Origin of the sequence: Cupriavidus cauae (assembly GCF_026210475.1) — a bacterium.
Lineage (GTDB): Bacteria > Pseudomonadota > Gammaproteobacteria > Burkholderiales > Burkholderiaceae > Cupriavidus > Cupriavidus cauae.
The window spans coordinates 219,400-244,357 of sequence record NZ_CP080293.1 but is presented as its reverse complement, the minus strand read 5'-3'; the positions used below and the strand labels follow the sequence as shown (position 1 = coordinate 244,357).

25 protein-coding genes and 1 pseudogene are annotated in these 24,958 nt (G+C 69.5%); 11 read left to right on the top strand and 15 right to left on the bottom strand.

What is annotated here, in order from left to right; translation table 11 throughout:
• Nucleotides 1-206: 206 nt before the first annotated feature.
• The gene (locus tag KZ686_RS01110; RefSeq protein WP_187829090.1) at nucleotides 207-923 is read left to right on the top strand and encodes a histone H1-like DNA-binding protein; all 717 of its coding nucleotides are present in this window, start codon (nucleotides 207-209) and stop codon (nucleotides 921-923) included.
• Between the two features lie 342 nt (nucleotides 924-1,265).
• Here KZ686_RS01110 and KZ686_RS01105 read toward each other — a convergent pair whose 3' ends face one another.
• The 10 genes from KZ686_RS01105 to KZ686_RS01060 all read right to left on the bottom strand — a co-directional run bounded on the left by KZ686_RS01105 (nucleotide 1,266) and on the right by KZ686_RS01060 (nucleotide 9,650).
• Complete coding sequence (locus KZ686_RS01105) at nucleotides 1,266-1,733, bottom strand: outer membrane lipoprotein (RefSeq protein ID WP_053822532.1); 468 nt, start codon at nucleotides 1,731-1,733, stop codon at nucleotides 1,266-1,268.
• A 20-nt stretch (nucleotides 1,734-1,753) separates the two neighbouring features.
• Nucleotides 1,754-2,701, bottom strand: coding sequence for a carbohydrate kinase family protein (locus KZ686_RS01100; protein WP_150082137.1), 948 nt, complete (start codon nucleotides 2,699-2,701; stop codon nucleotides 1,754-1,756).
• A 92-nt stretch (nucleotides 2,702-2,793) separates the two neighbouring features.
• The gene (tpx, locus tag KZ686_RS01095) at nucleotides 2,794-3,294 is read right to left on the bottom strand and encodes a thiol peroxidase (protein WP_149316610.1); all 501 of its coding nucleotides are present in this window, start codon (nucleotides 3,292-3,294) and stop codon (nucleotides 2,794-2,796) included.
• A gap of 119 nt (nucleotides 3,295-3,413) precedes the next feature.
• Nucleotides 3,414-4,430 (bottom strand): DUF3426 domain-containing protein, encoded by a 1,017-nt coding sequence (locus KZ686_RS01090; RefSeq protein WP_226107128.1) that lies wholly within the window; start codon nucleotides 4,428-4,430, stop codon nucleotides 3,414-3,416.
• Nucleotides 4,414-5,325: a 50S ribosomal protein L11 methyltransferase gene (gene prmA, locus KZ686_RS01085; protein ID WP_149316611.1), complete on the bottom strand. Its 912-nt coding sequence runs from the start codon at nucleotides 5,323-5,325 to the stop codon at nucleotides 4,414-4,416. Before prmA ends, KZ686_RS01090 begins: the two co-directional genes overlap by 17 nt.
• 94 nt (nucleotides 5,326-5,419) lie before the next feature.
• Nucleotides 5,420-6,787: an acetyl-CoA carboxylase biotin carboxylase subunit gene (gene accC, locus KZ686_RS01080; RefSeq protein ID WP_149316612.1), complete on the bottom strand. Its 1,368-nt coding sequence runs from the start codon at nucleotides 6,785-6,787 to the stop codon at nucleotides 5,420-5,422.
• Nucleotides 6,788-6,943: 156 nt separating this feature from the next.
• Nucleotides 6,944-7,405: an acetyl-CoA carboxylase biotin carboxyl carrier protein gene (gene accB, locus KZ686_RS01075; RefSeq protein ID WP_149316613.1), complete on the bottom strand. Its 462-nt coding sequence runs from the start codon at nucleotides 7,403-7,405 to the stop codon at nucleotides 6,944-6,946.
• Nucleotides 7,406-7,576: 171 nt separating this feature from the next.
• Nucleotides 7,577-8,056 (bottom strand): type II 3-dehydroquinate dehydratase, encoded by a 480-nt coding sequence (gene aroQ / locus KZ686_RS01070; protein WP_226107648.1) that lies wholly within the window; start codon nucleotides 8,054-8,056, stop codon nucleotides 7,577-7,579.
• A 250-nt stretch (nucleotides 8,057-8,306) separates the two neighbouring features.
• Nucleotides 8,307-8,885 carry a TlpA family protein disulfide reductase gene (locus tag KZ686_RS01065; protein WP_149316614.1) on the bottom strand — a complete coding sequence of 193 codons (579 nt, stop codon included), beginning with the start codon at nucleotides 8,883-8,885 and terminating at the stop codon, nucleotides 8,307-8,309.
• A gap of 54 nt (nucleotides 8,886-8,939) precedes the next feature.
• Nucleotides 8,940-9,650: a UDP-N-acetylmuramate--alanine ligase gene (locus tag KZ686_RS01060; RefSeq protein WP_149316615.1), complete on the bottom strand. Its 711-nt coding sequence runs from the start codon at nucleotides 9,648-9,650 to the stop codon at nucleotides 8,940-8,942.
• A gap of 220 nt (nucleotides 9,651-9,870) precedes the next feature.
• Between KZ686_RS01060 and mpl the strand changes: the two genes are divergently transcribed.
• The 9 genes and pseudogenes from mpl to mtgA all read left to right on the top strand — a co-directional run bounded on the left by mpl (nucleotide 9,871) and on the right by mtgA (nucleotide 18,917).
• Entirely contained in the window at nucleotides 9,871-11,262 is a 1,392-nt protein-coding gene (gene mpl / locus KZ686_RS01055) for a UDP-N-acetylmuramate:L-alanyl-gamma-D-glutamyl-meso-diaminopimelate ligase (protein ID WP_149316616.1), read from the top strand.
• Nucleotides 11,263-11,276: 14 nt separating this feature from the next.
• Nucleotides 11,277-11,957 carry a YqiA/YcfP family alpha/beta fold hydrolase gene (locus KZ686_RS01050; RefSeq protein ID WP_265632853.1) on the top strand — a complete coding sequence of 227 codons (681 nt, stop codon included), beginning with the start codon at nucleotides 11,277-11,279 and terminating at the stop codon, nucleotides 11,955-11,957.
• The gene (locus KZ686_RS01045) at nucleotides 11,950-12,576 is read left to right on the top strand and encodes a chorismate--pyruvate lyase family protein (RefSeq protein WP_149316617.1); all 627 of its coding nucleotides are present in this window, start codon (nucleotides 11,950-11,952) and stop codon (nucleotides 12,574-12,576) included. Before KZ686_RS01050 ends, KZ686_RS01045 begins: the two co-directional genes overlap by 8 nt.
• Nucleotides 12,577-12,599: 23 nt before the next feature.
• Entirely contained in the window at nucleotides 12,600-12,812 is a 213-nt protein-coding gene (locus KZ686_RS01040) for a hypothetical protein (RefSeq protein ID WP_265632852.1), read from the top strand.
• Nucleotides 12,809-13,549, top strand: coding sequence for a 3-oxoacyl-ACP reductase FabG (gene fabG / locus KZ686_RS01035; RefSeq protein ID WP_150082139.1), 741 nt, complete (start codon nucleotides 12,809-12,811; stop codon nucleotides 13,547-13,549). Before KZ686_RS01040 ends, fabG begins: the two co-directional genes overlap by 4 nt.
• A gap of 388 nt (nucleotides 13,550-13,937) precedes the next feature.
• Nucleotides 13,938-16,148: a ribonuclease catalytic domain-containing protein gene (locus KZ686_RS01030; protein WP_265632851.1), complete on the top strand. Its 2,211-nt coding sequence runs from the start codon at nucleotides 13,938-13,940 to the stop codon at nucleotides 16,146-16,148.
• Between the two features lie 60 nt (nucleotides 16,149-16,208).
• On the top strand, nucleotides 16,209-17,114 hold the full coding sequence (locus KZ686_RS01025; protein WP_190286285.1) for an energy transducer TonB: 906 nt from the start codon (nucleotides 16,209-16,211) through the stop codon (nucleotides 17,112-17,114).
• Nucleotides 17,115-17,132: 18 nt separating this feature from the next.
• Nucleotides 17,133-17,999 (top strand): annotated as a pseudogene (gene aroE, locus KZ686_RS01020) (shikimate dehydrogenase); the annotation flags it as partial.
• A gap of 216 nt (nucleotides 18,000-18,215) precedes the next feature.
• Nucleotides 18,216-18,917 (top strand): monofunctional biosynthetic peptidoglycan transglycosylase, encoded by a 702-nt coding sequence (gene mtgA / locus KZ686_RS01015; protein WP_149317078.1) that lies wholly within the window; start codon nucleotides 18,216-18,218, stop codon nucleotides 18,915-18,917.
• A gap of 64 nt (nucleotides 18,918-18,981) precedes the next feature.
• Here mtgA and corA read toward each other — a convergent pair whose 3' ends face one another.
• Entirely contained in the window at nucleotides 18,982-19,944 is a 963-nt protein-coding gene (gene corA / locus KZ686_RS01010; protein WP_149316622.1) for a magnesium/cobalt transporter CorA, read from the bottom strand.
• A gap of 532 nt (nucleotides 19,945-20,476) precedes the next feature.
• Nucleotides 20,477-21,373, bottom strand: coding sequence for a DMT family transporter (locus KZ686_RS01005; RefSeq protein WP_226107137.1), 897 nt, complete (start codon nucleotides 21,371-21,373; stop codon nucleotides 20,477-20,479).
• A 210-nt stretch (nucleotides 21,374-21,583) separates the two neighbouring features.
• Here KZ686_RS01005 and pyrF point away from each other — a divergent pair, with 210 nt between their 5' ends.
• Nucleotides 21,584-22,426 carry an orotidine-5'-phosphate decarboxylase gene (pyrF, locus tag KZ686_RS01000; RefSeq protein WP_149316624.1) on the top strand — a complete coding sequence of 281 codons (843 nt, stop codon included), beginning with the start codon at nucleotides 21,584-21,586 and terminating at the stop codon, nucleotides 22,424-22,426.
• Between the two features lie 113 nt (nucleotides 22,427-22,539).
• Here the strand turns inward: pyrF and KZ686_RS00995 are convergent, their stop codons facing one another.
• The 3 genes from KZ686_RS00995 to thiL all read right to left on the bottom strand — a co-directional run bounded on the left by KZ686_RS00995 (nucleotide 22,540) and on the right by thiL (nucleotide 24,832).
• The gene (locus KZ686_RS00995; protein ID WP_149316625.1) at nucleotides 22,540-23,037 is read right to left on the bottom strand and encodes a CinA family protein; all 498 of its coding nucleotides are present in this window, start codon (nucleotides 23,035-23,037) and stop codon (nucleotides 22,540-22,542) included.
• Between the two features lie 61 nt (nucleotides 23,038-23,098).
• Entirely contained in the window at nucleotides 23,099-23,665 is a 567-nt protein-coding gene (locus KZ686_RS00990; protein WP_149316626.1) for a phosphatidylglycerophosphatase A family protein, read from the bottom strand.
• Between the two features lie 117 nt (nucleotides 23,666-23,782).
• Complete coding sequence (gene thiL / locus KZ686_RS00985; RefSeq protein ID WP_226107139.1) at nucleotides 23,783-24,832, bottom strand: thiamine-phosphate kinase; 1,050 nt, start codon at nucleotides 24,830-24,832, stop codon at nucleotides 23,783-23,785.
• Nucleotides 24,833-24,958 lie beyond the last annotated feature (126 nt).

The following is a 24,958-nucleotide window of genomic DNA, read 5'->3' as shown; positions in this document are numbered from 1 at the left end:
GCGCGGGCCATGATCGCGAATGCAGGTCTGCCGTCGGAATACTCCTACTTGGAAGCCGCGTGTCGTCGGGCAACGACGCGCGAGCGGATCGAATACTGCAGGACGCGGCGAGCGTTGCGCGCGGGTCATCGCGTTGCACGTCGCCACGGAAGCTTCGCCCTGCGCGGAGCGCCTGCCAAGGAATTCATTAGCGTGCGGCAGCCGTATTGCGGCACGCCGATGAATCGCTCGCTCGACTGGGGTTCGCAAGCAATAACGCCTCGGGTCGGTCGGGTCGCCAATTTTGGACATTCGATATTCACGCTCTAGTGAAGGAGTCATCCATGGCAACGACTGCGAAGAAGAAACCTGCGGCCAAGAAGGCCGCGCCCGCCAAGAAGGCAGCCGCCAAGAAGGCCGCACCGGCCAAGAAGACCGCGGTGAAGAAGGTCGCCGCGAAGAAGGCCGCGCCGGCCAAGAAGGCCGCGGCGAAGAAGGCCCCCGCCAAGAAGGTCGCGACCAAGAAGGTAGCGGCGAAGAAGGCGGCACCGGCCAAGAAGGCCGCAGCGAAGAAGGCCCCCGCCAAGAAGGTCGCGACCAAGAAGGTAGCGGCGAAGAAGGCGGCACCGGCCAAGAAGGCAGCAGCGAAGAAGGCCCCCGCCAAGAAGGCCGCGACCAAGAAGGTAGCGGCGAAGAAGGCGGCACCGGCCAAGAAGGCCGCGGCCAAGAAGACCACCGCGAAGAAGGCGACCGCCAAGAAGGCCGCGCCGGCCAAGAAGGCTGCCGCGAAGAAGGCGCCGGCGAAGAAGGCTGCCGGCAAGAAGGCCGCTGCCCAGCCTGCCTCGGCCCCTGCCTCGTCGCCCGCCTCGGCTCCCGCGCCGGCCGCCAAGACCGCGCTGAGCCCGGCCGCCGCCTGGCCGTTCCCGACCGGCAGCCGTCCGTAAGCGTTGACGCGCGACCTGTGCGCGCTCGATTCCTGCGGGAATCCTCGGGGCACCTTCGCGTGCCCGGATGACCGGATACCCCGTATCCGGCCGGCATGACTGTGGTCCTGCCAACCCGCCGCCGGCGACAGCCGCGGCGGGTTTTTTGTTTGGGGTTCGTCCCGACGCACCGCGATCTGCCCGAACGCAGCGCGACGCCATAGCGGCTCTCCGGGATCGCGCCGCCGGCGCACGCGCAAACAAAAACGCCGCCCCCCGAAGGAGGCGGCGTCGTGATCGACGGCCGGTGAAGCGCGCCGCTCAGTGCGTACGGCTCAGTACGCGGCGCTCAGTGCGTGCCGCTCAGTGCGTGACCCGCGTGACGCCGCCCGAGGACAGCAGCCGCACGCGTTCGCCCGGACGGAAGATCTCGTCGGCGTCCTGCGTGATCGCACGCATCTCGCCGTTGTCCAGGCGCACCGTGATCTCGAGCCCGCGCCGCTGGTCGACCCGGTTCTCGATCGCGCTGCCCGCCATGCCGCCGAGCACCGCGCCGAGGATGCCGGCCGCCACCGAGCCGCTGCCGCTGCCGATCGAGCTGCCCGCCGCGATGCCGCCGATGGCGCCGCCCGCCAGCGTGCCGACGCCCGATTGCTGACCCTGGATCATCACCTCGCGCACGCTCTCGACCACGCCGTAGCGCAGCGTCTGTTCACGCTGCGCCTGCCCGGGCGTATAGATGCTGGCGGAGTTCGATTGCGTGGCGCAGCCGGCCACGAGGCTGGCGGCCGCCACGAGCGCGACGCCGCAGGTTCGGATAAGGGTTTGCATGGTGATTCCCCAGCAAGGGTTTACGCGTAACGGTAGCCGAAGGCCGACTCGAACATCTGGCCGATCTGCTCGCGCGAGACCTTGTAGTTCTGCGGCCCCTGGTGCGCGATCTTGATCGCGCCCATCAGACTCGCGAGCCGGCCGGTAGTTTCCCAGTCGAGGCCTTCCTCGATGCCGTACAGCAGGCCGCCGCGGAAGGCGTCGCCGCAGCCGGTCGGATCGACGACCCGTTCGGCCTGCACCGCGGGAATATTGTACTGCCGGCCATCGGCGTGAATGGTGGCGCCGCGCTCGCCGTGCGTCACGATGAAGGCGCGCACGCGCGCCGCCACCTCGGCGCTGCTCCAGCCGGTGCGCGACAGCAGCACCTGGCCTTCGTAATCGTTGACCGTCACGTAGCTGGCCAGCTCGACGAACTGGCGCAGGTCCTCGCCGTCGAACAGCGGCATCGCCTGGCCCAGGTCGAAGATGAACGGAATGCCGGCCTCGGCGAATTGCCGGGCGTGGTGCAGCATCCCTTCGCGGCTGTCCGGCGCGACGATGCCCAGCCGGGGCGCGCGTTCGCCCTTGAGCGCGTCCTGCACCTGCGACAGCTGCGACTGGCTCATCGCGCCCGGATGGAAGGCGGTGATCTGGTTGTTCTCCAGATCGGTGGTGATCATCGCCTGCGCGGTGAAGGTGCCGGGCAGCGTGCGGATGTGCTCGGTGCCGATGCCGAGCTCGCGCAGGTAGTCCAGGTACGGGCCGGCATCCTCGCCGACCGTCGCCATCACCACCGGCTCGCCGCCGAGCAGCTTCAGGCTGTAGGCGATATTGCCCGCGCAGCCGCCGAACTCGCGGCGCATGCCGGGGACCAGGAAGGACACATTGAGCATGTGGATCTGGTCCGGCAGGATGTGTTCGCGGAACCTGCCTTCGAACGTCATGATGGTGTCGTAGGCGACGGAGCCGCAGATCAGGCTGGGCATGGATGCTCCAAGGTGTTTTGGTTCTGGTGGATCGCTGGTGGTGCTGCTTGTTTTTTCCCTCTCCCGTGGGCGGGAGAGGGAAACACGGTCGCTTACTTCAACGCTGCCAGCGCCGCGTCATAGTCCGGCTCGTTCTTGATTTCCGGCACCAGCTGGCTGTAGGTCACCGTGTCGTTCTGGTCCAGCACCACCACCGCGCGGGCCGTCACGCCGGCCAGCGGGCCGCTCTGGATGTCGACGCCGTAGTCGTGCTTGAACTGCGCGCCGCGCATCGTCGACAGCGGCACCACGTTGCTCAGGCCTTCCGCGGTGCAGAAGCGGCCCATCGCGAACGGCAGGTCGGCCGAGATGGTCAGCACCACGGTGTCGGCCAGCGCGCTGGCCTTCTCGTTGAACTTGCGGGCGGAGGCCTGGCACACCGGCGTGTCCAGGCTCGGCACGATATTGAGGACCTTGCGCTTGCCGGCGAAGTCGGCCAGCGTCACGTCCTTCAGGTCCTTGCCGACCAGCGAGAATGCGGGGGCCTTGTCACCGGGTTGGGGAAATTTGCCGCCGACTTCGATCGGGTTGCCGCCGAGGGTCACAGTGCTCATGGTCGCTCCTGGTTGAGGGGGGACGCGGCGCGCGCGGCCGGATGCCGCGGCGGCGCATCCCGGGGAATTCGAGGATGGTTCGGGTGTTCGGCGATGCATCAGCGATGCATTCGGGATGCTCAGGGATAAAACACCGACACGCGGTAGTTGTCCGCTGCCTGCCGAGTCCGGAATCGTACCTGAAGGGGCAGCTCGGCGCCCGCCTGCAGGCCCGCGGCGCCATCCGGATCGCGCGCGCGGTGGGCCGCCGGGAGGTAGTCGGCCGGCATCAGCACGCGCCGCTGCAGCGGGCGGTCCTGCGCGTCGGTCAGCACCAGCTCGATCGCCGGCAGCGCCACCACCGCGCGGCCCTCGTTGCGCAGCGTCATCGTCAGCAGATAGTCCTCGGTGCCGGCATCGGGCATCTGCAGTTGCGAGCCGTCGATGCGCAGCGCGGACAGGTGTTTCGCCGGCGGCACGCGGCAGCCCAGCGGCGCGCAGGCGGCCTCGAGCCACGGCCGCAGTGCAGGCACGCGTCCGGCCAGTTCGGTGCGCCACAGCAGCGCCGCGGCGAGCAGTGCCAGCAGTGCGGCCAGTACCGCGGCGGCCGCGGCCCAGCGCAGGCGACGGCGGCGTGCGGCCGCCCGCCGCGCCGCTAGGGCGGCCTCTTCGGGCGTGCCGGACAGATCGGCGGAGAAGGGAACGGTGTCGGGGGCGGCGCCGCCTTGCCAGCGGCGCATGGCCTGTTCGCGCGCGATCGCGCTCGGGGCGATCTCGTTGGATTCGGCGGCCCGTGCGCGCAGATAACCGCCGGCGCTCAGGCCGGCTTTGGTGCCGACGTTGGTGCCGACGTTGGTGCGGGCGTTTGCGTCGGCGCTGGCGTCGGCGTTTGCGTTGGCTTGGGCAGTGGTCCCGACGTTGGTGCCGGTGTTGGCGTCGGCGCTGGCGTCGGCGCTGGCGTCGGCATTGGTGCCAACGTCGCTGTCGGCATTGGTGCCCGCATTGGTGTCCGCATCGCTGCCGGCGTTCGTGGCGGCGTTGGCACCGGAGCGGGTGCCAGGGTCCATGCCGCCGTTGCGGCCGGCATGCCGCGGCCCGGCCTCGCGCCGGGCGTCTTCAGGGAGTTCGGAGTGATCGGCGTCAGGGGCGGGTGCCATGCAGACACACCCAGCCTTCGTCGCTGCGCCAGACGCTCAGCGGTAGCCACGGCGCATAGGCGGCGGCGACCTCGTCGGCTTGCCGTTCGAGCACGCCCGACAGCACCAGCCGGCCGCCCGGCCGTACCCGCGCGCTCAGCATCGCGGCCATCAGCTTCAGCGGGTTGGACAGGATATTGGCGACCACCAGGTCGTGGGTCGTGGCGCCGGTGGAGGCAGCCAATGCCGCGGCGTCGTCCGGCAGCGCGAAGGTCGCGCTGACACGGTTGCGCTCGGCGTTGTAGCGCGAGGCCTCGACCGCGTTCGGATCGATATCGACGCCGAGCGTGTCGCCGGCGCCGAGCTTCTTCGCGACGATGGCCAGGATGCCCGAGCCGCAGCCGTAGTCGAGCACGGTCTCGCCCGGGATCAGGTTCTGCTCGAGCCACTGCATGCACAGCCGCGTGGTCGGATGGCTGCCGGTGCCGAAGGCCAGGCCCGGATCGAGTTCGAGCACGACGGCGTCGGGTTCCGGGGCATCGTGCCAGGACGGCACCACCCAGATGCGCTCGCCGATGCGGATCGGCTCGAACTGCGACTGCGTCAGCCGCACCCAGTCCTGGTCCTCGACGCTGCGCACCTCGCTGGCTGGCACCGCGCAGCCCAGCGCGTTGGCCGCGGCGGCCAGCACCAGCGCCGGGTCGGTGTCCGCGTCGAACAGCGCCACCAGCCGCGAGTGCTGCCATGCCAGCCGGGTCGGTTCCATGCCCGGCTCGCCAAACAGCGGCTGCTCATCGGGCGTGTCGGCGTCAGCGTCCTCGACCGAGACCGACAGCGCTCCCAGCTCGAACAGCGCGTCGGACCAGGCCTCGGCCTGATCCTGGGCAATCTCGATTACACATTCCTGAAATGCCACGCGCTTTCCCCATGCTGGCCGCCTGCCGTGGTCGGCGGGGCGGCCGTCAAACTGCCTGCTGCAGCCGGCCCGGCTCGGACCGGCCCGAACCGGCTCAGACCTTCTCGCCCTTGGCCACGCTCTTCTGGGCCAGGCGGTGCTCCAGATAATGGATGCTGGTGCCGCCTTCGACGAAGTTGGCGTCGAGCATCAGCTCGCGGTGCAGCGGCACATTGGTCAGGATGCCGTCGACCACCATCTCCGACAGCGCGATCCGCATGCGGGCGATGGCCTGCTCGCGGGTGGCGCCGTAGGTGATCAGCTTGCCGATCATCGAATCGTAGTGCGGCGGCACGAAATAGCCATCATACGCGTGCGAATCGACCCGCACGCCGGGGCCGCCCGGCGCGTGCCAGGCGGTGATGCGGCCCGGCGACGGCGTGAACTTGAACGGATCTTCGGCGTTCACGCGGCATTCGATCGCGTGGCCGCGGAACTGCACGTCCTTCTGGCGATAGCGCAGCTTCTCGCCGAAGGCGATGCGGATCTGCTCCTGCACGATGTCGATGCCGGTGATCATCTCGGTCACCGGATGCTCGACCTGCACACGCGTGTTCATCTCGATGAAGTAGAACTCGTTGTTCTCGTACAGGAACTCGAACGTGCCGGCGCCGCGGTAGCCGATCTTCTTGCAGGCCTCGGCGCAGCGGTCGCCGATCCGCTCGATCAGGCGGCGCGGAATGTGCGGTGCCGGCGCTTCCTCGATGACCTTCTGGTGGCGGCGCTGCATCGAGCAGTCGCGCTCGCCCAGCCAGATCGCCTGGCGATGCTGGTCGGCCAGCACCTGGATCTCGATATGCCGGGGGTTCTCCAGGAATTTCTCCATGTAGACCTCCGGATTGCCGAACGCGCGGCCCGCCTCCTCGCGCGTCATGTTGACGGCGTTCAGCAGCGCGGCCTCGGTGTGCACCACGCGCATGCCGCGCCCGCCGCCGCCGCCGGCCGCCTTGATGATGACCGGATAGCCGACCCGGCGCGCGGTGGCCAGGATCTCCTTCGGATCCTCGGGCAGCGCACCTTCGGAGCCCGGCACGCACGGCACGCCGGACTTGATCATGGCCTGCTTGGCCGACACCTTGTCGCCCATCAGCCGGATGCATTCCGGGGTCGGGCCGATGAAGACGAAGCCGGACTTTTCCACGCGCTCGGCGAAGTCGGCGTTCTCCGACAGGAAGCCGTAGCCCGGGTGGATCGCCTGTGCGTCGGTGACCTCGGCCGCCGAGATGATGGCGGGCATGTTGAGGTAGGACTGGGGGGAGGGCGCGGGGCCGATGCAGACGGCTTCGTCGGCCAGCTTGACGTACTTGGCCTCCTTGTCGGCTTCGGAATAGACCACCACGGTCTTGATGCCGAGCTCGCGGCAGGCGCGCTGGATGCGAAGGGCGATTTCGCCGCGGTTCGCGATCAGTATTTTTTCGAACATAGTCTCTCTCTGCGCAGCAGAAGGGCGGTCACAGAAGGGCGGTTACGCCGGGGGCCGGCCACGAACGCCGCGTTGCGACCGGCGGCCGGCACCGCACGCCGCCACGCGAAACGCCCGCATGGTGCGGGCGTGGGGCGCGGCGTGCGGTCCTCGGAATCAGCCGATGACGAACAGCGGCTGGCCGTATTCGACCGCCTGGCCGTTCTCGACCAGGATTTCCTTGATCACGCCGGCCTTGTCGGACTCGATCTCGTTGAGCAGCTTCATCGCCTCGATGATGCAGACGGTCTGGCCTTCCTTGACCGTGTCGCCGACGTTGACGAAAGGCGCCGCGCCGGGCGACGGCGCGCGATAGAAGGTGCCGACCATCGGCGAGGTCACGACGTGGCCCGCGGGCAGCTGGGGCGCGGCCGGTTCGGCGGGGATCGCGGCGGGAGCGGCGGCCGGAGCCGGCGCCGCGGCGATCGCCGGGGCGGCCTGCATCGGCATCGCCTGGGCGACCACCTGGGGCGGCGCCTTGACGATGCGCACCTTGCCTTCGCCCTCGGTGACCTCCAGCTCGGAGATGCCGGATTCGGCCACCAGGTCGATCAGCGTCTTCAGCTTGCGCAGGTCCATCTTCTATCCTCCTGAATCGGGTTGTCCGGCACCGCCGCGATGGCGGGGGCCCGGAGAAAATCGTTGCGGCCGGCAATCGCGCCGCCGCGCCGGGCACGCGAGGTAGCCGGCGAGGGCGCGCACACCGGCGCGCGCCATGGGTACTGTGTCTGTTTCTGTTCGACGCGGGGGTCAGGCCCCGGGTGGCGCCTGTTCCTGCCCGAGGGCGTAGTCCAGCGCCAGCAGGTAGCCCTGCCAACCCAGCCCGCAGATCACGCCGACCGCCAGATCGGAAAAATAGGACCGATGGCGGAAGCTCTCGCGGCGATGCACGTTCGACAGGTGGACTTCGACGAACGGTATCGACACGCCCGCCAGCGCGTCGCGCAACGCCACGCTGGTGTGCGTGTAGGCGGCGGGATTGATGATGATGAAATCCACACCCTGCTCGCGCGCGGCGTGGATGCGGTCGATCAACGCACCTTCATGGTTGGACTGGAAGGTCGCCAGCCCGATGCCTGCCGCGGCCGCACGCTGCGCCAGGGCGGCATCGATGTCGGCCAGCGTGGTCGTGCCATACGTCTGCGGCTCCCGCGTGCCCAGCAAATTCAGGTTCGGTCCATGGAGGACCAGCACCTGACGGTAGCGGGCGGCGCTAGGGCTTGGACGGATATCGGTCACGGCAGCTCGACCAGTTCTACGAAATTGCGCGGAGATTACCGTAGCTTAGAGGGATTTGTCTAGCACACGGTACAAGGCGGATCCGCGAATCCCGTCTTGCCGGGGCACTATGCATCGCATTTGACCGAGCCGGGCCTTGTCATCGCCCCGTGCTGCACCATTTCGCCACAATTGCGGACCGGTTCGCCGCAGAAGGCGGCAAAACCACGTTGGCGGCACCTGCGCGGCGGCGCGTGCGCCGTTATCCCTTTGGCAGCACGGCGCGCAGTTCGTCGGGCATCACGCGTCCCATCTTGCGCATCCGCACCACGCCATCGGGATCGATCACCACCGTATAGGGCAGGCCGCCTGCGGCATTGCCGAAGCTGCGGGTCAGTTCGGTACCGGCAAAGCCGGCCACCGCCAACGGGTAGGCGACCGGGACCTTCTGGACGAACTCGCGGATATTGCTGGCCGAATCGATGCCGATGCCGACAAATTCGACGCCGCGCGACTGGTATTCCTTGTGCAGGGCGGTCAGGTCGGGCATCTCTTCCACGCAGGGGCCGCACCACGGCGCCCAGAAGTTGACGACCACCGTCTTGCCGCGCAGCGCGTCCATCCGGATCGGCTTGCCGTCCGCATCCGGCAGCTCGGTGCGGTACAGCGCTTCGACCGCCTGGTCGCTGGCCGGCTGCGGCGAGAAGACCCGGTGGCCGACCACGGCGCCGGCAATCGCGGCGGCGACGGCGATGGCCAGCCAGAACCACAGGCGGCCGCGACGAACCGGCTGCGGCGCGGAAGGTGGCGAAGACGGGGCGGAGGACGTGGACGGTTTCATGGGGCCTCTGGCAAGGAAGACGAAGAGATGGCGCCAGATGGGCGCCGGTTCTATTTATATGGTGTCGCCGTCGGGGGCCGGGTTGCCGGCCGCCGCCTCGTCCGCGGCGATCAGCGTGCGCAGCGCACCCTCGTCGATCCGCAGTGGCCGGCCGCCTGGCTCGCCGCGGGCGCCGCGTTCGTCGTTGGCGTCATACAGCGCAATATGGATGCCGACGGGCGCGCCCAGTTCGGCGCGGACCTCGCCGGCCAGCAGGCGCGCCTCGCGCTGCGCCGGCCACTGGCCGCGCCACAGGAAGCTCAGCGTCTCGACCTCGCCGCGGTTGGCGAAGTGGCGGGATTCGCTGGTCTCGAAGTCGACGCCGGCGTTCAGCAGGTGCAGCGCGACATCCTTGGGGCTGTCGCAGAAGCACTGCAGATGGATGTCGGAATGCTCGGTCGCGGTGCCGTTGAGCACCGCGCCGGCCAGATACGGGCGGAAGCCGGCCAGATCCTGCATCGCCAGCAGGGCCACGCGGCGCAGCAGCGCCAGGATGCGCGGCTGGCTGTCGGCATGGAACAGCGCCTGATAGGCGCGCACCTCGTCCTCGACCATCTCGTTGTCGGGCAGCCAGTCGCCCGCGATGCGCACGTCGCCGAGCAGCTGGCGGGCGGCCTTGCGCTTGGCGGTGGCGTAGTCGGCGCCATCCTCGGCGATCATCCGGGCGGCGGCTTGCGCGATCTCGTTGCGCAGGCGCGCCGGATCGATGGGGGTACGTCGTGACATCCCACGATGATACCCGCTGCCGCCGAGGCCCGGCTCGCACGGTACAATGCGGCACTGCGGCACGGTGCGGTCGCGCCGATGCCCGCGTCCCGCGCATCGCCGGCGGCGATCCTCGCGCCCCATCGATGCCCGCCCGATGCCCGCCGCCGGGCCGGCATCGGCCTTCGCCGCGGCTCGCGCCATCAACCCTCGCTTTCCATCCGGCTGTTCACCGATCCCCATGCATATTCATATCCTCGGTATCTGCGGCACCTTCATGGGCGGCCTCGCCGTGCTGGCCAAGCAGGCCGGCCATCGCGTCACCGGCTGCGACGCCAATGTCTATCCGCCGATGAGCACGCAGCTCGAGGCCCAGGGGATCGAGCTGATCGAGGGCTTCGATCCCGCCCAGCTGTCGCTGGAACCCGACCTGTTCGTGATCGGCAACGTGGTCTCGCGCGGCAACCCGCTGATGGAAGCCATCCTGGACCGCAACCTGCCCTATGTGTCCGGCCCCCAATGGCTGGGCGAGCATGTGCTGCGCGGCAAATGGGTGCTGGCGGTGGCCGGCACGCACGGCAAGACCACCACCACGTCGATGCTCGCCTGGATCCTGCAGGACGCCGGCTACGAGCCAGGCTTCCTGGTCGGCGGCGTGCCGCAGAACTTCGGCGTGTCGGCACGGGTGACGCCCTCGGACTTCTTCGTGATCGAAGCCGACGAGTACGACACCGCCTTCTTCGACAAGCGCAGCAAGTTCGTCCACTACCGGCCGCGCACCGCGATCCTGAACAACCTGGAGTTCGATCACGCCGACATCTTTCCCGATCTCGCCGCGATCGAGACCCAGTTCCACCATCTGGTGCGCACCGTGCCGCGCCAGGGCCGGCTGCTGGTCAATGGCCTCGAAGAGAGCCTGGCGCGCGTGCTCGAGCGCGGCTGCTGGAGCGAGGTCGAGCAGTTCGGCACCGGAGACTGGCGCGCCAGCGATGCGGCGCAGGCCGCAGGTGCCGGCGCCGAGCTGGACGCCTTCGATGTCTGGCACGGCGAGACCGTGGTCGGCCGCGTGCAATGGACGCTGCAGGGCGTGCACAACCGCATGAACGCGCTGGCCGCGATCGCCGCCGCCCGCCATGTCGGCGTGCCGCCCGCCCAGGCGATCGATTCGCTGGGCCGCTTCGCCAACGTCAAGCGCCGCATGGAAGTGCGCGGGGTGGCCGGCGGCGTCACCGTCTACGACGACTTCGCCCACCATCCGACCGCGATCCAGACCACGCTGGACGGCCTGCGCCGGCGCGTCGGCGCGGCGCGCATCCTGGCGGTGCTGGAGCCGCGCTCCAATACGATGAAGCTCGGCGTGATGAAGGCGCAGCTGCCCGCCAGCCTCGAACTGGCCGATCTGGTATTCGGCTATGGCGCCCCCAGCGGCAAGGACGCGCTGGGCTGGGACCTGACCGAGGCGCTGGCGCCGCTGGGCGAGCGCGCCGGCGCCTTCGACAATCTGGACGCGCTGGTCGCCGCGGTACGCGCCGCGGCGCGGCCGGGCGACCATGTTCTGGTGATGAGCAACGGCGGCTTCGGCGGCGTCCATCAGAAGCTGCTGGACGCGCTGGCGGCGCCCGCCAAGGGCTGAACGGAGCGGCGCCGATGCTGTTGTATCTGCACGGATTCCGTTCGTCGCCGCGCTCGTTCAAGGCGCAACTGGTGCAGCAGCGCCTGCGCGAGCGCGGGCTGGGCCGCTACTACGCCTGTCCGATGCTCGACGTGTCGCCGGCCCGCGCGATCGAGCAGGCCGAGGCCGCGATCGCCGCGGCGCGCCTGTCGGCCCCGAGCGATCGGCCTCTGGCCATCGTCGGCTCGTCGCTCGGCGGCTACTACGCGCGCTGGCTCGGCGAGCGGCACGGCTGCCCCACCGTGCTGCTCAACCCGGCCGTGCATCCGTGGACCGATCTCGAGCGCCATCTCGGCGAGCAGCCGCTGTGGCATGGCGGCGGCTCGGTCAAGGTCGAGCGCCATCATCTGCAGGAACTGCTGGATCTGCGCGTCGATACGCTGCGCCACCCGGAGCGCTTCTATCTGCTGGCCGCGACCGGCGACGAGGTGCTCGATTACCGCGAGATGGTGGCGTCCTGCCAGGGGGCGCGCATCCGCGTGATCGAGGGCAGCGACCACGGCATCAGCGAGTTCGCCGACTATGTCGACGAGGTGCTGGACTTCTGCGGCTACGGCAATGCCGACAACGCCGAGAACGCCGGGGAAACCCGCGAAACCGGGCAAGCCGGGACATCCGGCGAGGAGACGGACAACAAGGACGGTGGCAATGCCTGACGCCTGCGCGGCGCGCGTGCGCCGCTGTGCCTGGAGCGGGCATCTGCCGTTCGACGCGGCGCTGGGCGCCAACCTGCGGCGCTGGATCACCGGCGAAGGCTCGCTGACCGCCCGGCTGATCACCGCCTCGTCGCGCTTTCGCGTCAGCAAGCTGTCGCAGCGGATGGAGCGGCCACTGGCGGACGAGTGGCACACGCTCGGGCTGGGCGCGCCGCTGCCCGTGATCGCGCGCGACGTGCTGCTGGTCTGCGACAACACCCCGGCCGTGTTCGGCCACACCATCGTCCATCCGCGCCATGCGCGCCGCGACTGGCCCTTCCTCGGCGGACTGGGCGACCGGCCGCTGGGCGGCGCGCTGTTCGTCGATCCGCGCGTGCGCCGCGACCCCTTCGAATTCGCCCGCCTGCTGCCGCATCATCCGCTGGCGCAGCGGCTGCGCCGCGCGCTGCCCGAATTCGGCGAGGAGCTGGCGGGAATCATGCTGCCGGCGCGGCGCTCGGTGTTCCGCCGCGGCGCGGGCGTGATGCTGGTGACCGAGGTATTCCTGCCCGACCTCGCCACGCGCCCGGCGCCGCGCACCGCGACCGGCATGCCGGTGCCGATGCGTCCGCCGCGATAGGGGAGAGCGACCCGACAGACGCGATGGATGCGATGGATGCGATGGATGCGATGGACGCGATGGACGCGATGGACGCGATGGACGCGATGGACGCGTCGGAGGTGATGGACGCGACCGATGCGACCAATGCAATCGATGCCGACGGCGCCGCGGCCGACGACGCGCGGACCCGCCCCAACCCAAACAAAAAAACGATAACGACAGCCAACCCCACTACCACGAGAACTCAACGATGAAACTTCAGGGACGGATTGCCATCGTCACCGGCGCCGCCGCCGGTATCGGCTTTGCGACCGCGCGGCGCTTCGCCGCCGAGGGCGCCATCGTGATCCTGTGCGACGTCAACGCCGAGCGCGTCCAGCAGGCCGCCGCGCAGCTGGCCGCCGGCGGCGCCACCGTCCGCGCGCACCGGGTCGACGTCACGCAGCGCGAGCAGGTCGACACGATGGTCGCGGCGACGCTGACCGAGTACGGCCAGATCGACATCCTGGTCAACAACGCCGGCATCACCAAGGACGCGCGCCTGGTCAAGATGACCGAGGCCCAGTTCGACGCGGTGATCGACGTCAACCTGAAGGGCGTGTTCCATTGCGCGCAGGCCGTCGCCGGCCCGATGATCGAGCGCGGCCGCGGCGTGATCCTGAACGCCTCCAGCGTGGTCGGCCTGTACGGCAATTTCGGCCAGACCAACTACGCCGCGAGCAAGTTTGGCGTGGTCGGCTTCACCAAGACCTGGGCGCGCGAGCTCGGGCCCAAGGGCGTGCGCGTCAACGCGGTGTGCCCGGGTTTCGTCGCCACCGAGATCCTGCAGACGGTGCCGGACAAGGTGCTCGACGGCATGAAGCAGGCCTGCTGGCTGGGCCGGCTGGCCGAGCCGGACGAGATCGCCAGCATCTACGCCTTCCTGGCCAGCGACGACGCCAGCTATATCAACGGCACCGCGATCGAGGCCAGCGGCGGCATGTCGATCTGAGGGCGCGCTTCCGGACACACTCCCGGACGCGCTTCCGCACGCGCCTCCGGACGCGCCTCCGGACGCGTTTCCGGACGCGTTTCCGGTCGCGCGTCCGGACGGCTCCCGGGCAGGGTTTCCGGCGCGTTCGCGGGCACGTTTCCCGGCACGCTTGCCGGCACGCCGCGGCGCCGGGCACCGGCCGCCGCCGGACACGTTTTATTGCGTGGCCCGGCAGACGGCCGCGCCAGCCCGGTACGGTATCATTGACGACCGGCCGCGGCGCCCATGCGCGCGGCCCATGACCCCCCGCCCGGCCCGTGCCGGGCGGTGACGCTTATCCATTTCCGAGGCGGGCAGCGCGCCTCGCCGACGCCCGGTTTCCGGCATATCTGAAAGACCCGATCCCATGCAGTTGTTGTTCGAGGAAGGCGGCGAGATCCGCGCCGGTACCGTGCTGAATCAGCAAGGCGAGGCCTATCAGGTCGAATTGCCCGCGGGCAAGCGCACCAAGGTCAAGTCGCGCGACGTGCTGCTGCAGTTCGCGCAGCCGAGCGCGGCCGAGCTGCTGTCGCAGACGGCGGCGCTGACCGGCGAGATCGATCTCGATTTCCTGTGGGAATGCGCTCCCGAACAGGAGTTCGGCTTCACCGAGCTGGCCGCCGAGTACTACGGCGCGGCCGCCAGCCCCGCGCAACAGGCGGCGCTGGCGATGGCGCTGCACGGCAATCCGGTCTATTTCCGCCGCAAGGGCCGCGGCCGCTACCAGCGCGCGCCCGAGGACCAGCTGAAGGCAGCGCTGGCCGGGCTCGAGCGCAAGCGCCAGCAGGCGCTGGTGCAGGCGGAATACGAACAGCAACTGAAGGCCGGCGTGCTGCCCGAGGCGTTCCGCGGCAAGGTGCTGACGCTGCTGTTCAAGCCGGACAAGAACAGCCTCGAGTACAAGGCGCTCGATGCCGCGTGCACCGCGCTGGGCAAGTCGCCGATGCGGCTGATGATCGAGGTCGGCGGCGTGCCGAACGCGCGCGCGCTGCACGAGGCCCGCTTCCTGTCCGAGTGCTTCCCCAAGGGCACCGGCTTTCCGGAGATCACGGTGCCGGAGCCGGGCGGCGACCTCCCGCTCGCGCCGGTCGAGGCGTTCTCGATCGACGACGTCACCACCACCGAGATCGACGACGCGCTGTCGGTGATGCCGCTGGACGAGGGGCGCCTGCGCATCGGCATCCATATCGCGGCCCCGGGTCTGGGCATCCGCCGCGGCGATCCGCTCGACGCGATCGCGCGGCAGCGGCTGTCGACGGTCTACTTTCCGGGCGACAAGATCACGATGCTGCCGGACGCGGTGGTCGAGCGCTACACGCTGCAGGAAGGGCGACAGTGCCCGGCGCTGTCGCTGTACGTGACCTACGATCCGGCCGCGCAGCAGATCCTCGCCAGCGAGACGCGCGCCGAGATGGTTAGCATTGCGGCCAATCTGCGCCACAACCTGCTCGACGAGGTGGTGACCGAGGCCGCGCTGACCGAAGGCAGCGGCGACTATCCGTTCCGCGAGGCGCTGACCGCGCTGTGGGGCTTCGCCAATTTCCTGTACGACGAGCGCCAGCGCGCGCGCGTCGCCAGCGGCCTGCGGCCGGAGTCGCACAGCCGCGCCGACTACAGCTTCTATCTGGACGAGCAGCCCGACGGCAGCCAGCGCGTGCGCATCGAGCAGCGCAAGCGCGGATCGCCGCTGGACAAGATCGTCGCCGAGCTGATGATCCTGGCCAACAGCACCTGGGGCAAGCTGCTGGCCGACCACGGCGTGCCGGGCATCTACCGCACGCAGAAGGCCTGGGGCATGCATCGGACCCGCATGCAAACCTATCCGGCTCCGCACGAGGGGCTGGGCGTCGCGCAGTATGCGTGGAGCACCTCGCCGCTGCGCCGCTATGTCGATCTGGTCAACCAGTGGCAGATCATCGCGGCCGCGCAGCACGGCGTCACCGCCAAGCTGGTGGCGCCGTTCAAGCCCAAGGACGCCGACCTGCTGGCCGCGGTGGCGGACTTCGAGGGCACCTATGCCGCCTATGCCGAGCACCAGTCGACCATGGAGCGTTACTGGTGCCTGCGCTGGCTCGCGCAGGAGAACCGCGAACGCATGATGGCGACCGTGCTGAAGGACGGCGCGGTGCGCTTTGCCGAGATCCCGCTGGTCACGCGCGTGCCCGAACTCGCGCAGGCCGCGCGCGGCACGCAGGTGCTGCTCGAGATCGCCGGCACCGACGAGCTGACGCTGGAAGTCAGCTGTCGGGTGCTGGAGGTGTTTGCCGGCGAGGGTGAGCTGCCGGCCGAAGAACTGGAAGGCGATGAAGAATCGGCGGAGGTCTCCGCCGAAGCGGCCGCCGAGGTGGCGGCCGAGCAGGCCGCGGAAGAGGCCGCCGAGCAGGGCGCCGAGACGGTGCCGGAGACATTGGAGGGTACCGGTACCGAAGCGCCGGCCGAAGCCATCCCCGGCGAAAGGGCCAACGACAACGCCAACGCCAACGCCAACGCCAACGCCAACGCCAGCGCCGGCGACGGCGCCGATGGTCGCGACGGCGCTGCCAGGACCGCCGGCAACGGCGGCCCCGCTGCCTCCTGATCCAGGCCTGCCGTGAACCTCGCCCGCGCTTCCCGCCAGTGGTGGCAAGGCAGCAGCACGATGGCCAAGGCCATCGCGATCTCGCTGGCCGTGCATGCGCTGCTGCTGGCAGTGCGCTTCGGCGCGCCGGAGGCCTTCGAGATCAAGCGCAGCGACACCGCGCTCGACGTGGTGCTGGTCAATGCGAAGTCGGGCCAGCAGCCGCTCAAGCCAGCCGCGCTGGCGCAGGCCGATCTCGACGGCGGCGGCGACCACGAGCAGCAGCGTGCCAGCACGCCGCTGCCGGCGCAGCCCATCCCGCGCGAGGGCGATCTGGTGCGCCAGGTGCAGCGCCGCGTCGATCTGCTCGAGGAGCGCCAGCAGCGGCTGATGACACAGCTGCGCGAGAGCGCGCCGCCGGTCCACAGCCAGCCGCTGCGTCCGGGCGAACGCCGTCTCGATACCCCGGCGCGCGGCCAGGACGAGCACGATTCGCTCGACGAGATGGCGCGGCTGGAGGCCGAGATCGCCCGCAATCTGGAGCACTACGCGCGCCGGCCCAAGCGCCACCAGATCACCGCCACCAGCGCGCAGCAGGTGGTCTACGCCCGCTACTACGACCGCCTGCGCAAGAAGATCGAGGCGCGCGGCACCGCCGACTTCCCTCGCCGCGCCGGCCAGCCGCTGTACGGCGAGCTGATCGTGGCGATCAACGTCGACCGGCATGGCCGGCTCGGTTACGAGCGCGGCGGCTACCGCGTCGACGGCGTCGAGCTGGTCAAGAGCTCGGGCAACGCCGCTCTGGACCGCCAGGCCATCGCGATCGTGCGCGCCGCGGCGCCGTTCGGCGAGTTTTCGCCGGAGATGCGGGCCCGCTACGATATTCTCGAAGTGATTTCGACGTTCAAGTTCTCGCGCAGCGGGCTGGAAACCCGGCTGCAATCCCGGTTGCCGTCCCAGGCGCCATCGCCGCTGCCATCCCGATAAATGCCCAACGCTACCGACATGCCCAACCCTGACCTCGCCGTGGACCGCTATGCCGTGGTCGGCAACCCGATCGCGCATAGCCGCTCGCCGCAGATTCATGCCGCCTTCGCGCGCCAGACCGCGCAGGCGCTCAGCTACGAACGGCTGCTGGCGCCGCTGGACGGGTTTGCCGACACCGTGCGCCGGTTCTTCGCCGAGGGCGGCCAGGGCCTGAACGTGACGACGCCGTTCAAGGTGCAGGCCTTCGAGCTGGCCGACCGGCTGACGCCCGGCGCCGAGGCCGCCGGTGCGGTCAACACGCTGTGGATGGAGGGCGGCCTGCTGCACGGCGACAACACCGACGGCGTCGGCCTGGTGCGCGATATCGTCGATCGTCTCGGCGTCGAGCTCGAAGGGCGGCGCATCCTGCTGCTGGGCGCCGGCGGCGCCGCGATGGGCGCGATGCTGCCGCTGATCGATTGCCGGCCCGACCGCATCGTGGTGGCCAACCGCACCGCCGACCGCGCCAGCGAGATGCTGGAGAACTTCGCCGAGGCCGCCGGCGAGGCCGGCGTCGAACTGTGGGGCGGCGGCTTCGAGGCGCTGGCCGGGCTGTCCGAGGAGGACGGCTGCGAGGTGGTGATCAACGCGACCGCCGGCAGCCTGCAGGGCGAGGTGCCGCCGGTGCCCGAGGCGCTGCTCGGCGAGGGCGTGCTGGCCTACGACATGATGTACGGCGCCGAGCCGACCGTGTTCCTGCAGTACGCGGCGGCGCAGGGCGCCCGCCCCGCCGATGGGCTCGGCATGCTCGTCGAGCAGGCGGCGCAGGCCTTCTACCTCTGGCGCGGCGTGCATCCCGATACCGCGCCGGTGCTCGAGGAACTGCGGGCCGCGCTGCGGGCCGAAGCCGGGTGCGAAGCGGCTGCCGAACCGGGAGCCAAAGCGGCGGCCGAACCCCAGGCCAGACCGCACGGCAAACCGCAGGCCGGACGCTGACCTCGGGCGCATCCCGTTCTTCCGCTACGCCGACTGACCGACGCGAGTTCCGCCTTGGCCCAACGCAAACGCGCCGTCCGTTCCCGTGCCGCCGCCGCGTCCGCGCGCGCCGGCACTTCCGCGCCGCTGCGCTGGCTCGCATGGCTGCTGGGCAGCGTGCTGGCCGGCGTGGTCGCGATGCAGGTCTATTTCTTCCTGCAGATCGCCGCGTGGCAGGTAGTCGATCCCGGTCCGACCTCGTTCATGCGCGCCGAGCGCTGGCGCCTGTGCGGCTGGAATGTCTGGAGCTGCGGCATCGAGCGGCAGTGGGTGCCGTATGGCGAGATCTCGCGCAACCTGAAGCGCGCCGTGATCGCCAGCGAGGACGCCGACTTCGTCAATCATCCGGGCTACGACTTCGACGCGATGCTGGAAGCCTGGGAGCGCAACAAGAAGCGCGGCCATATCGTGCGCGGCGGGTCGACCATCACGCAGCAGCTGGCCAAGAACCTGTTCCTGTCGCCCGAGCAGCATTACCTGCGCAAGGGCCAGGAACTCTTGATTACCTGGATGCTGGAGTTCTGGCTCGACAAGCAGCGCATCTACGAGATCTATCTGAACTCGGTCGAGTGGGGCGAGGGCGTGTTCGGCGCCGAGGCCGCCGCCCGGCACTACTTCAGGACCAGCGCCGGCCGTCTCAGCGTGGGCCAGGCGGCGCGCCTGGCGGCGGCGCTGCCGGCGCCAAAATGCTTCGACAAGAAGCAGTACTGCGCGCATGTGCGCGTCAACTTCCGCGCCAAGGCCGGCATCATCGCGCGCCGGATGGGCTCGGCCACGCTGCCGGACTGATGACGTACGGCAGCGGGCAGCCCGCCGGGCGGCCCGGTCGTCGCGGCGCCGGGCCTTGGGGCTTCTAGCTGAGCCAGCCCTTGCGGCGGAAATAGATCAGCGGAATCGCCGCCGACACCGCCATCAGCGCAATCGCCCACGGATAGCCGCCGGCCCAGTCGAGCTCGGGCATCACCTTGAAGTTCATGCCGTAGACGCTGGCGATCAGGGTCGGCGGCATCAGCGCCACCGACACCACCGAGAACAGCTTGATGATCTTGTTCTGGTTGATGTTGATGAAACCGACCGTGGCGTCCATCAGGAAGTTGATCTTGTCGAACAGGAACGCGGTGTGGTTCTCGATCGAGTCGATATCGCGCAGGATCTGGCGCGCCTCGTCCTGCTGCTCGGCGGACAGCAGCTGGCTGCGCATCAGGAAGGACAGCGCCCGCCGGGTGTCCATCACGTTGCGGCGGATGCGGCCATTGCGGTCTTCCTCGCGCGCGATGGTCTCGAGCACATCGGCCGCCGCGGCGTCGGTCACGTTCTCGGCCAGTACGCGCTTGCTGGCGTCCTCCAGCCGTTCGTAGATCTCCTCGATCGAGTCGGCCGAGTACTCGGCGTCGGTCGCGTACAGATCCATCAGCACGTCCTTGGCGTTGCGCACCGAGCCCGGGCGCATGCGGGCGCGCAGCCGCACCAGCCGGAACACCGGCAGGTCCTCGTCGTGGATGGAGAACAGCACGTCGCGCGTCAGCACGAAGGCCACGCGCACGTTGCGCGAGACCTCGTCCTCGTCGAGCAGGAAGTCGGTGCGAATATGGATGTTTTCATCCTCGCCCTCGAAATAACGCGCCGAGGCCTCGAGGTCGCCGAGGTCCTCGAGCTCGGGCAGGGCCACGCCGTAGGCTTCCTTGATCCAGTCCAGTTCCTCGTCGTCGGGGCTGACGACATCGATCCAGATGGGCTTGTGCTGCAGCAACTCGTTGCGGTCGTCGACCTGCTCCTGGGCGAGCCGGCCTTTCTGCAGGACGAACAGATTGATCATCCCCGGTATTCCTTATGCCGTGCGATGAAGAAAAGCGGCAGGCAGGCTTGCGGCACGGCCGGGCCGCGCCCTTCGCGACGGCGAATGGCGGGCTCGAAGGCAAGCGTGATCGCGCTGCGCGGACGGGCCGTGCAAGGCGATGGCGTTTGCCGTTGATGGCTGGCAAGCCGGGTGAGGGAAGTCCGCAACAACGCGGCGGGCCTGTTGAAGCGATGGCCGCCGGTGGCAGTACGGAAAAAACACTCGCCCGCAGTGTGCTGCGGGCGGGTTCGGCGAGCGTCCGACCAGGATGGTCCGGACGGGTTCGTCGTTACGCAGCCCGCAGTGACATGGCATTCGTAGAGGTCGCGGCTTTGCCGCGGCAACTCGAACACCCGATGCTACTGCCCACGTAATTTCTCCGGGATTATGGATGGGCGCGAGTGTAGCCCAACGCGACCGCGTTTGTTAAGTGAAATCTGGATGAAGCGTCACCGCGGCCGTGGTACGGGGTATGAGGCACGGTTCGACTGCGGCTGCGGCTCTGCCCGCCTTACGCGCGACGGCGCAGCCGCGGCATCAGCAGCGGTACCAGCAGCACCGAGGCCAGCGCGGCAAACATCAGCACGATCGCGGCGTAGTCCTGCCAGTGGGGCTGCTCGCCCAGCATCCACATGCCGGAGAAGACCCCGACCACCGGGATGAACATGATCGACAGGCTCGATACCACCGGCGGCAGCGAACGGGCCAGCGCGAACCAGACCAGATGGCAGAAGGCGAACACGACCACCGCGTTGTACACGATCGCGGCCCATTCGATCGCGTTGGGCATGCGCCAGCCCTCCTCGAACAGCAGCGTGCCGGCCAGCAGGAAGGGCAGCGCGACCGCCAGCATCCAGAAGGTCAGCGTGCCGAGCGGGATATCGACCGGGGTGCGCTTCATCAGCTGGGTGCCGTAGCCCCAGCCGGCCGCGGCGGCCAGCATCATCACGGTGCCGGTCGGGCTGCCGGTCAGCGCGCCGAACTCGCTCGACATCAGCAGCAGCGTGCCGGCCAGCGCGCAGCCGATGCCGACCCAGGCCCAGGCCGAGATGCGCTCGCGGAACAAGACCAGGCCCCAGACCACGGCCCAGATCGGCATCGTGTAGCCGAGGATCGCGGCGCGGCCCGAGGACAGCATCTTGACCGCGCCGATCGCCAGCAGGTGCCAGATCACCATATTGGGCAGCGCCAGCTTGAACACCGTGCCCCAGGTCTCGCGCGGCAGCGTCAGCGGGATGCCCTTGGCGCGCAGCGCCAGCCCCAGCGCGATCAGGCCGCCGGCCATGCACAGCAGGCGAAAGCCCAGCGGCGGGAAATGGGCCACGCCGATCTTCATCACGGGCCAGTTGACGCCCCAGGCGAGCGTCAGCGCGACGAGCAGGGCAAGGTTGCGGCGATCGAGAGTCATGGAGGGGAGGCGGTTACCGGTGCGTTACCGCTCTTTCTATTGGTTTCGTCTGTCGGAAAAGCGCAAGGAAGATAGCATGCAACGGGTAAAATTGCCGGCAACGACCCGACCGTCGCCGGCCGCCGCGATTCTCTGCCCGTGCCGACAGACGATAGCCAACGGTCCGCCGCGGCCCATCCCGGGCCCGGATGCCACGCATTCGAGCGATCCATGACCCGTCCTTCCGTTCCTCCCGTCCCGTTCACCGAGCAGTTGACCCAGGCCTGGCGGCGCAACGATTCGCTGCTGTGCGTCGGGCTCGATCCGGATCCGGGCAAGCTGCCGCTGTCGCTGACCGGCGCCGGCGGCGCGATCTTTTCCTTCTGCCGCGAGATCGTCGACGCCACCGCCGACCTGGTCTGCGCCTTCAAGCCGCAGATCGCCTACTTCGCCTCGCAGCGCGCCGAGGACCAGCTCGAGCAGCTGATCCACTATATCCACGACGCACATCCCGGCATCCCGGTGATTCTCGACGCCAAGCGCGGCGACATCGGCTCGACCGCGCAGCATTACGCGATCGAGGCGTTCGACCGCTATCAGGCCGATGCCGTCACGGTCAGCCCCTATATGGGATTCGATTCGGTGGAGCCGTATCTTGCCTATCCCGAGCGCGGCGTCATCGTGCTGTGCCGGACCTCGAATCCGGGCGGCTCCGACGTGCAGTTCCTGCAGGTCGAGGGCAAGCCGATCTATCAGCTGGTGGCCGAGCAGGCGGCGGCGCGCTGGAACACCACCGGGCAGATGGGGCTGGTGGTCGGCGCGACCTTCCCGAACGAGATCGCCAAGGTGCGCGAGCTGGTCGGCGACATGCCGCTGCTGATTCCGGGCATCGGTGCCCAGGGCGGCGATATCGAAGCCACGGTCAAGGCGGGTCGCAGCGCCGACGGTACCGGCATGATGATCAATTCGTCGCGGGCGATCCTCTACGCCAGCCGCGAGAAGGACTTCGCCGCGGCGGCGCGCCGCGCCGCGCTGCAGACGCGCGACACGATCAACCGCTTCCGCCAGGGCTGAACGGCGGGGCCGCTGCGCCTGGGTACTTGGGTACTTGGGTACTGAGGTGCTCGGGTGCTCGGGCGCTCGGGTGTTGGGCGAACGGGCGAACGGGCGAACCGCCGCCCCGGCGCTCAGGCCTCGTTGCGCACCAGGTCGAGCAGGCCGCGCATCGCATGCTCGGCGGCCTGGCGGCGGATCTGCTGGCGGTCGCCCTTGAAGCGCTGGGTCTCGACCCGGGTCACGATGCGGTTGCTCCAGCCGAAGCAGACCATGCCCACCGGCTTCTCCGGCGTGCCGCCGGTCGGGCCCGCGACGCCGGTGATCGACAGCGCCACCTGGGCACGGCTGTTGAGCAGCGCGCCCTCGGCCATCGCGTGCGCGACTTCCTCGCTGACCGCGCCGAAATCGCGGATCAGCTTGGCCGGAACGCCGAGCATGGTGCTCTTGGCTTCGTTCGAGTAGGTCACGAAGCCGCGCTCGAACCAGCCGGACGAACCGGCGACGTCGGTGATGGCGGCCGCCACCAGGCCGCCGGTACAGGACTCGGCGGTGGCGACCATCAGCGATTTTTCCTTGAGGGCGATGCCGGCCTGGACGGCAAGCTGGTCGAGCAAGCGGCTGATGGACATGATGACGGCTCTCGTGCTGGCGGTGAATCGGTACGGTTCGGATGCGGCGGCGTGGATGCGCTCAGAACGAGCGCCACAGCGCGAACACCAGCAGCGTGTAGAACGCCGCGACCAGATCGTCGAACATCACGCCGAAGCCGCCGCGCAGGCCCGGGCCCTTGAGCGTGCGGTCGTAATAGGCGATCGGCGCGGGTTTGGCCATGTCGAACAGCCGGAACCACAGGAAGGCGGCGAACTGGCCCCAGAAGCCGGTCGGCATCACGAAGGCCAGCACCAGCCAGAACGCCACGATCTCGTCCCACACCATGCTGCCGTGATCGTGCACGCCCATCGCGCGCGCGGTCCGTGCGCAGGCCCACAGGCCAATCAGGAAGCCGCCGACGATGATCCACAGCCAGGCGGACGGCTGCACCCACAGCGAGATCACGACGAAGGACAGCCAGCCGTACAGCGTGCCGACCGTGCCGGGCATCACCGGCGACAGGCCGGAACCGAAGCCCAGCGCGATGAAATGCGCGGGGTGGGACAGCATGAAGCGCGCCGTCGGGCGCAGGATCTTGGCGGTCTGACCGGCCTCCAGCGTCATCGCGGGATCGGTAGACGCCGAACCGGGAGGATAGGCGGACATCAAGGTATTTGGCTCGTTTGTTATCGCGGTCGGAGGCGGGACTCGCCGGCGCGGCAGGCGGCCGGCGGCGCGGCGCTCCGCCGCATGGCGGCATCATGACATGCCGCCGTCCGGCTGTCAGGGGTTGGCGAAATGATCGAAGCTTCGGGCCCGGAAGGAGACGGGCCCGCCACCGGCATCGACCAGGCGCAACCCGGGCTCGGCGGTGATCGTGCCGACCCGTGTCAGCGGCAGAACCAACCGCTCGGCCAGCGCGGCCAGCGCTTCGCGCGTCCCGACCGGGGCGGTGAAGCACAGCTCGTAATCGTCGCCGCCGGCCAGCACGCAATCGAGCTGGCAGTCGCGCGGCTGGCTCGCCAGGACCTCCGAGCGCGGCAGCGCATCGACGTCGAGCAGCGCGCCGACCTGCGATCGCTCCAGGATATGGCCCAGATCGCCGACCAGCCCGTCCGAGATATCGAGCGCGGCATGGGCCAGCCCGCGCAGCGCCATGCCAAGCGCCACGCGCGGGGTCGGCGTGTCCATGCGCGGGCGCACCAGCGTGAAGTCGGGCTCGGGCAGCAGCCATTCGCCGCGGCAATCGCCCAGCGCCAGGCGTGCATCGCCCAGCGTGCCGGAGATCCAGATGTCGTCGCCCGGGCGGGCGGCGTCGCGGCGCAACGCGCTGCCCCGCGGCACGTCGCCGAACACCGTCAAGGACAGCGTCAGCGGGCCGCGCGTGGTGTCGCCGCCGACCAGCTCGCAGCCATGCGCGTCGGCCAGTTCCAGCATGCCGGCGGCCAGTTCGGCTAGCCAGGGGGGATCGGCCTCGGGCAGCGCCAGCGCCAGCGTGAAGGCGCGCGGCTCGGCGCCCATCGCCGCCAGATCGGACAGGTTGACGGCCAGCGCCTTGTGGCCCAGCGCGCGCGGCGGGACGTCGGGGAAGAAGTGCCGGCCGCTGACCAGCATGTCGCTGCTGACCGCCAGCAGATGGCCCGGGCGCGGATCCAGCAGCGCGCAGTCGTCGCCGACGCCGAGCACGGCCTTGCGGGCCGGACGGGTGAAATAGCGGCGGATCAGTTCAAACTCGGAAAGCGGCGCGGAAGGATCGGCGGAGGGATCGGCCGAAGGGTTCGCCGAGGGATCGGCGGAAGCGGGCGCGGCTGGGGCGGCGTCTGTCGAAGGCATGCTGGAGTCGGCTCGGAAACTCGCCCGGCGGGGCGCGGCAGGAAGGCGGGAGAGTCCCGGGAGTCTGGTGACGGCGCCGCCGGACGGAAGCTCGGACGGCATGCGTGGCTGGTCAGTCCCGCCCGC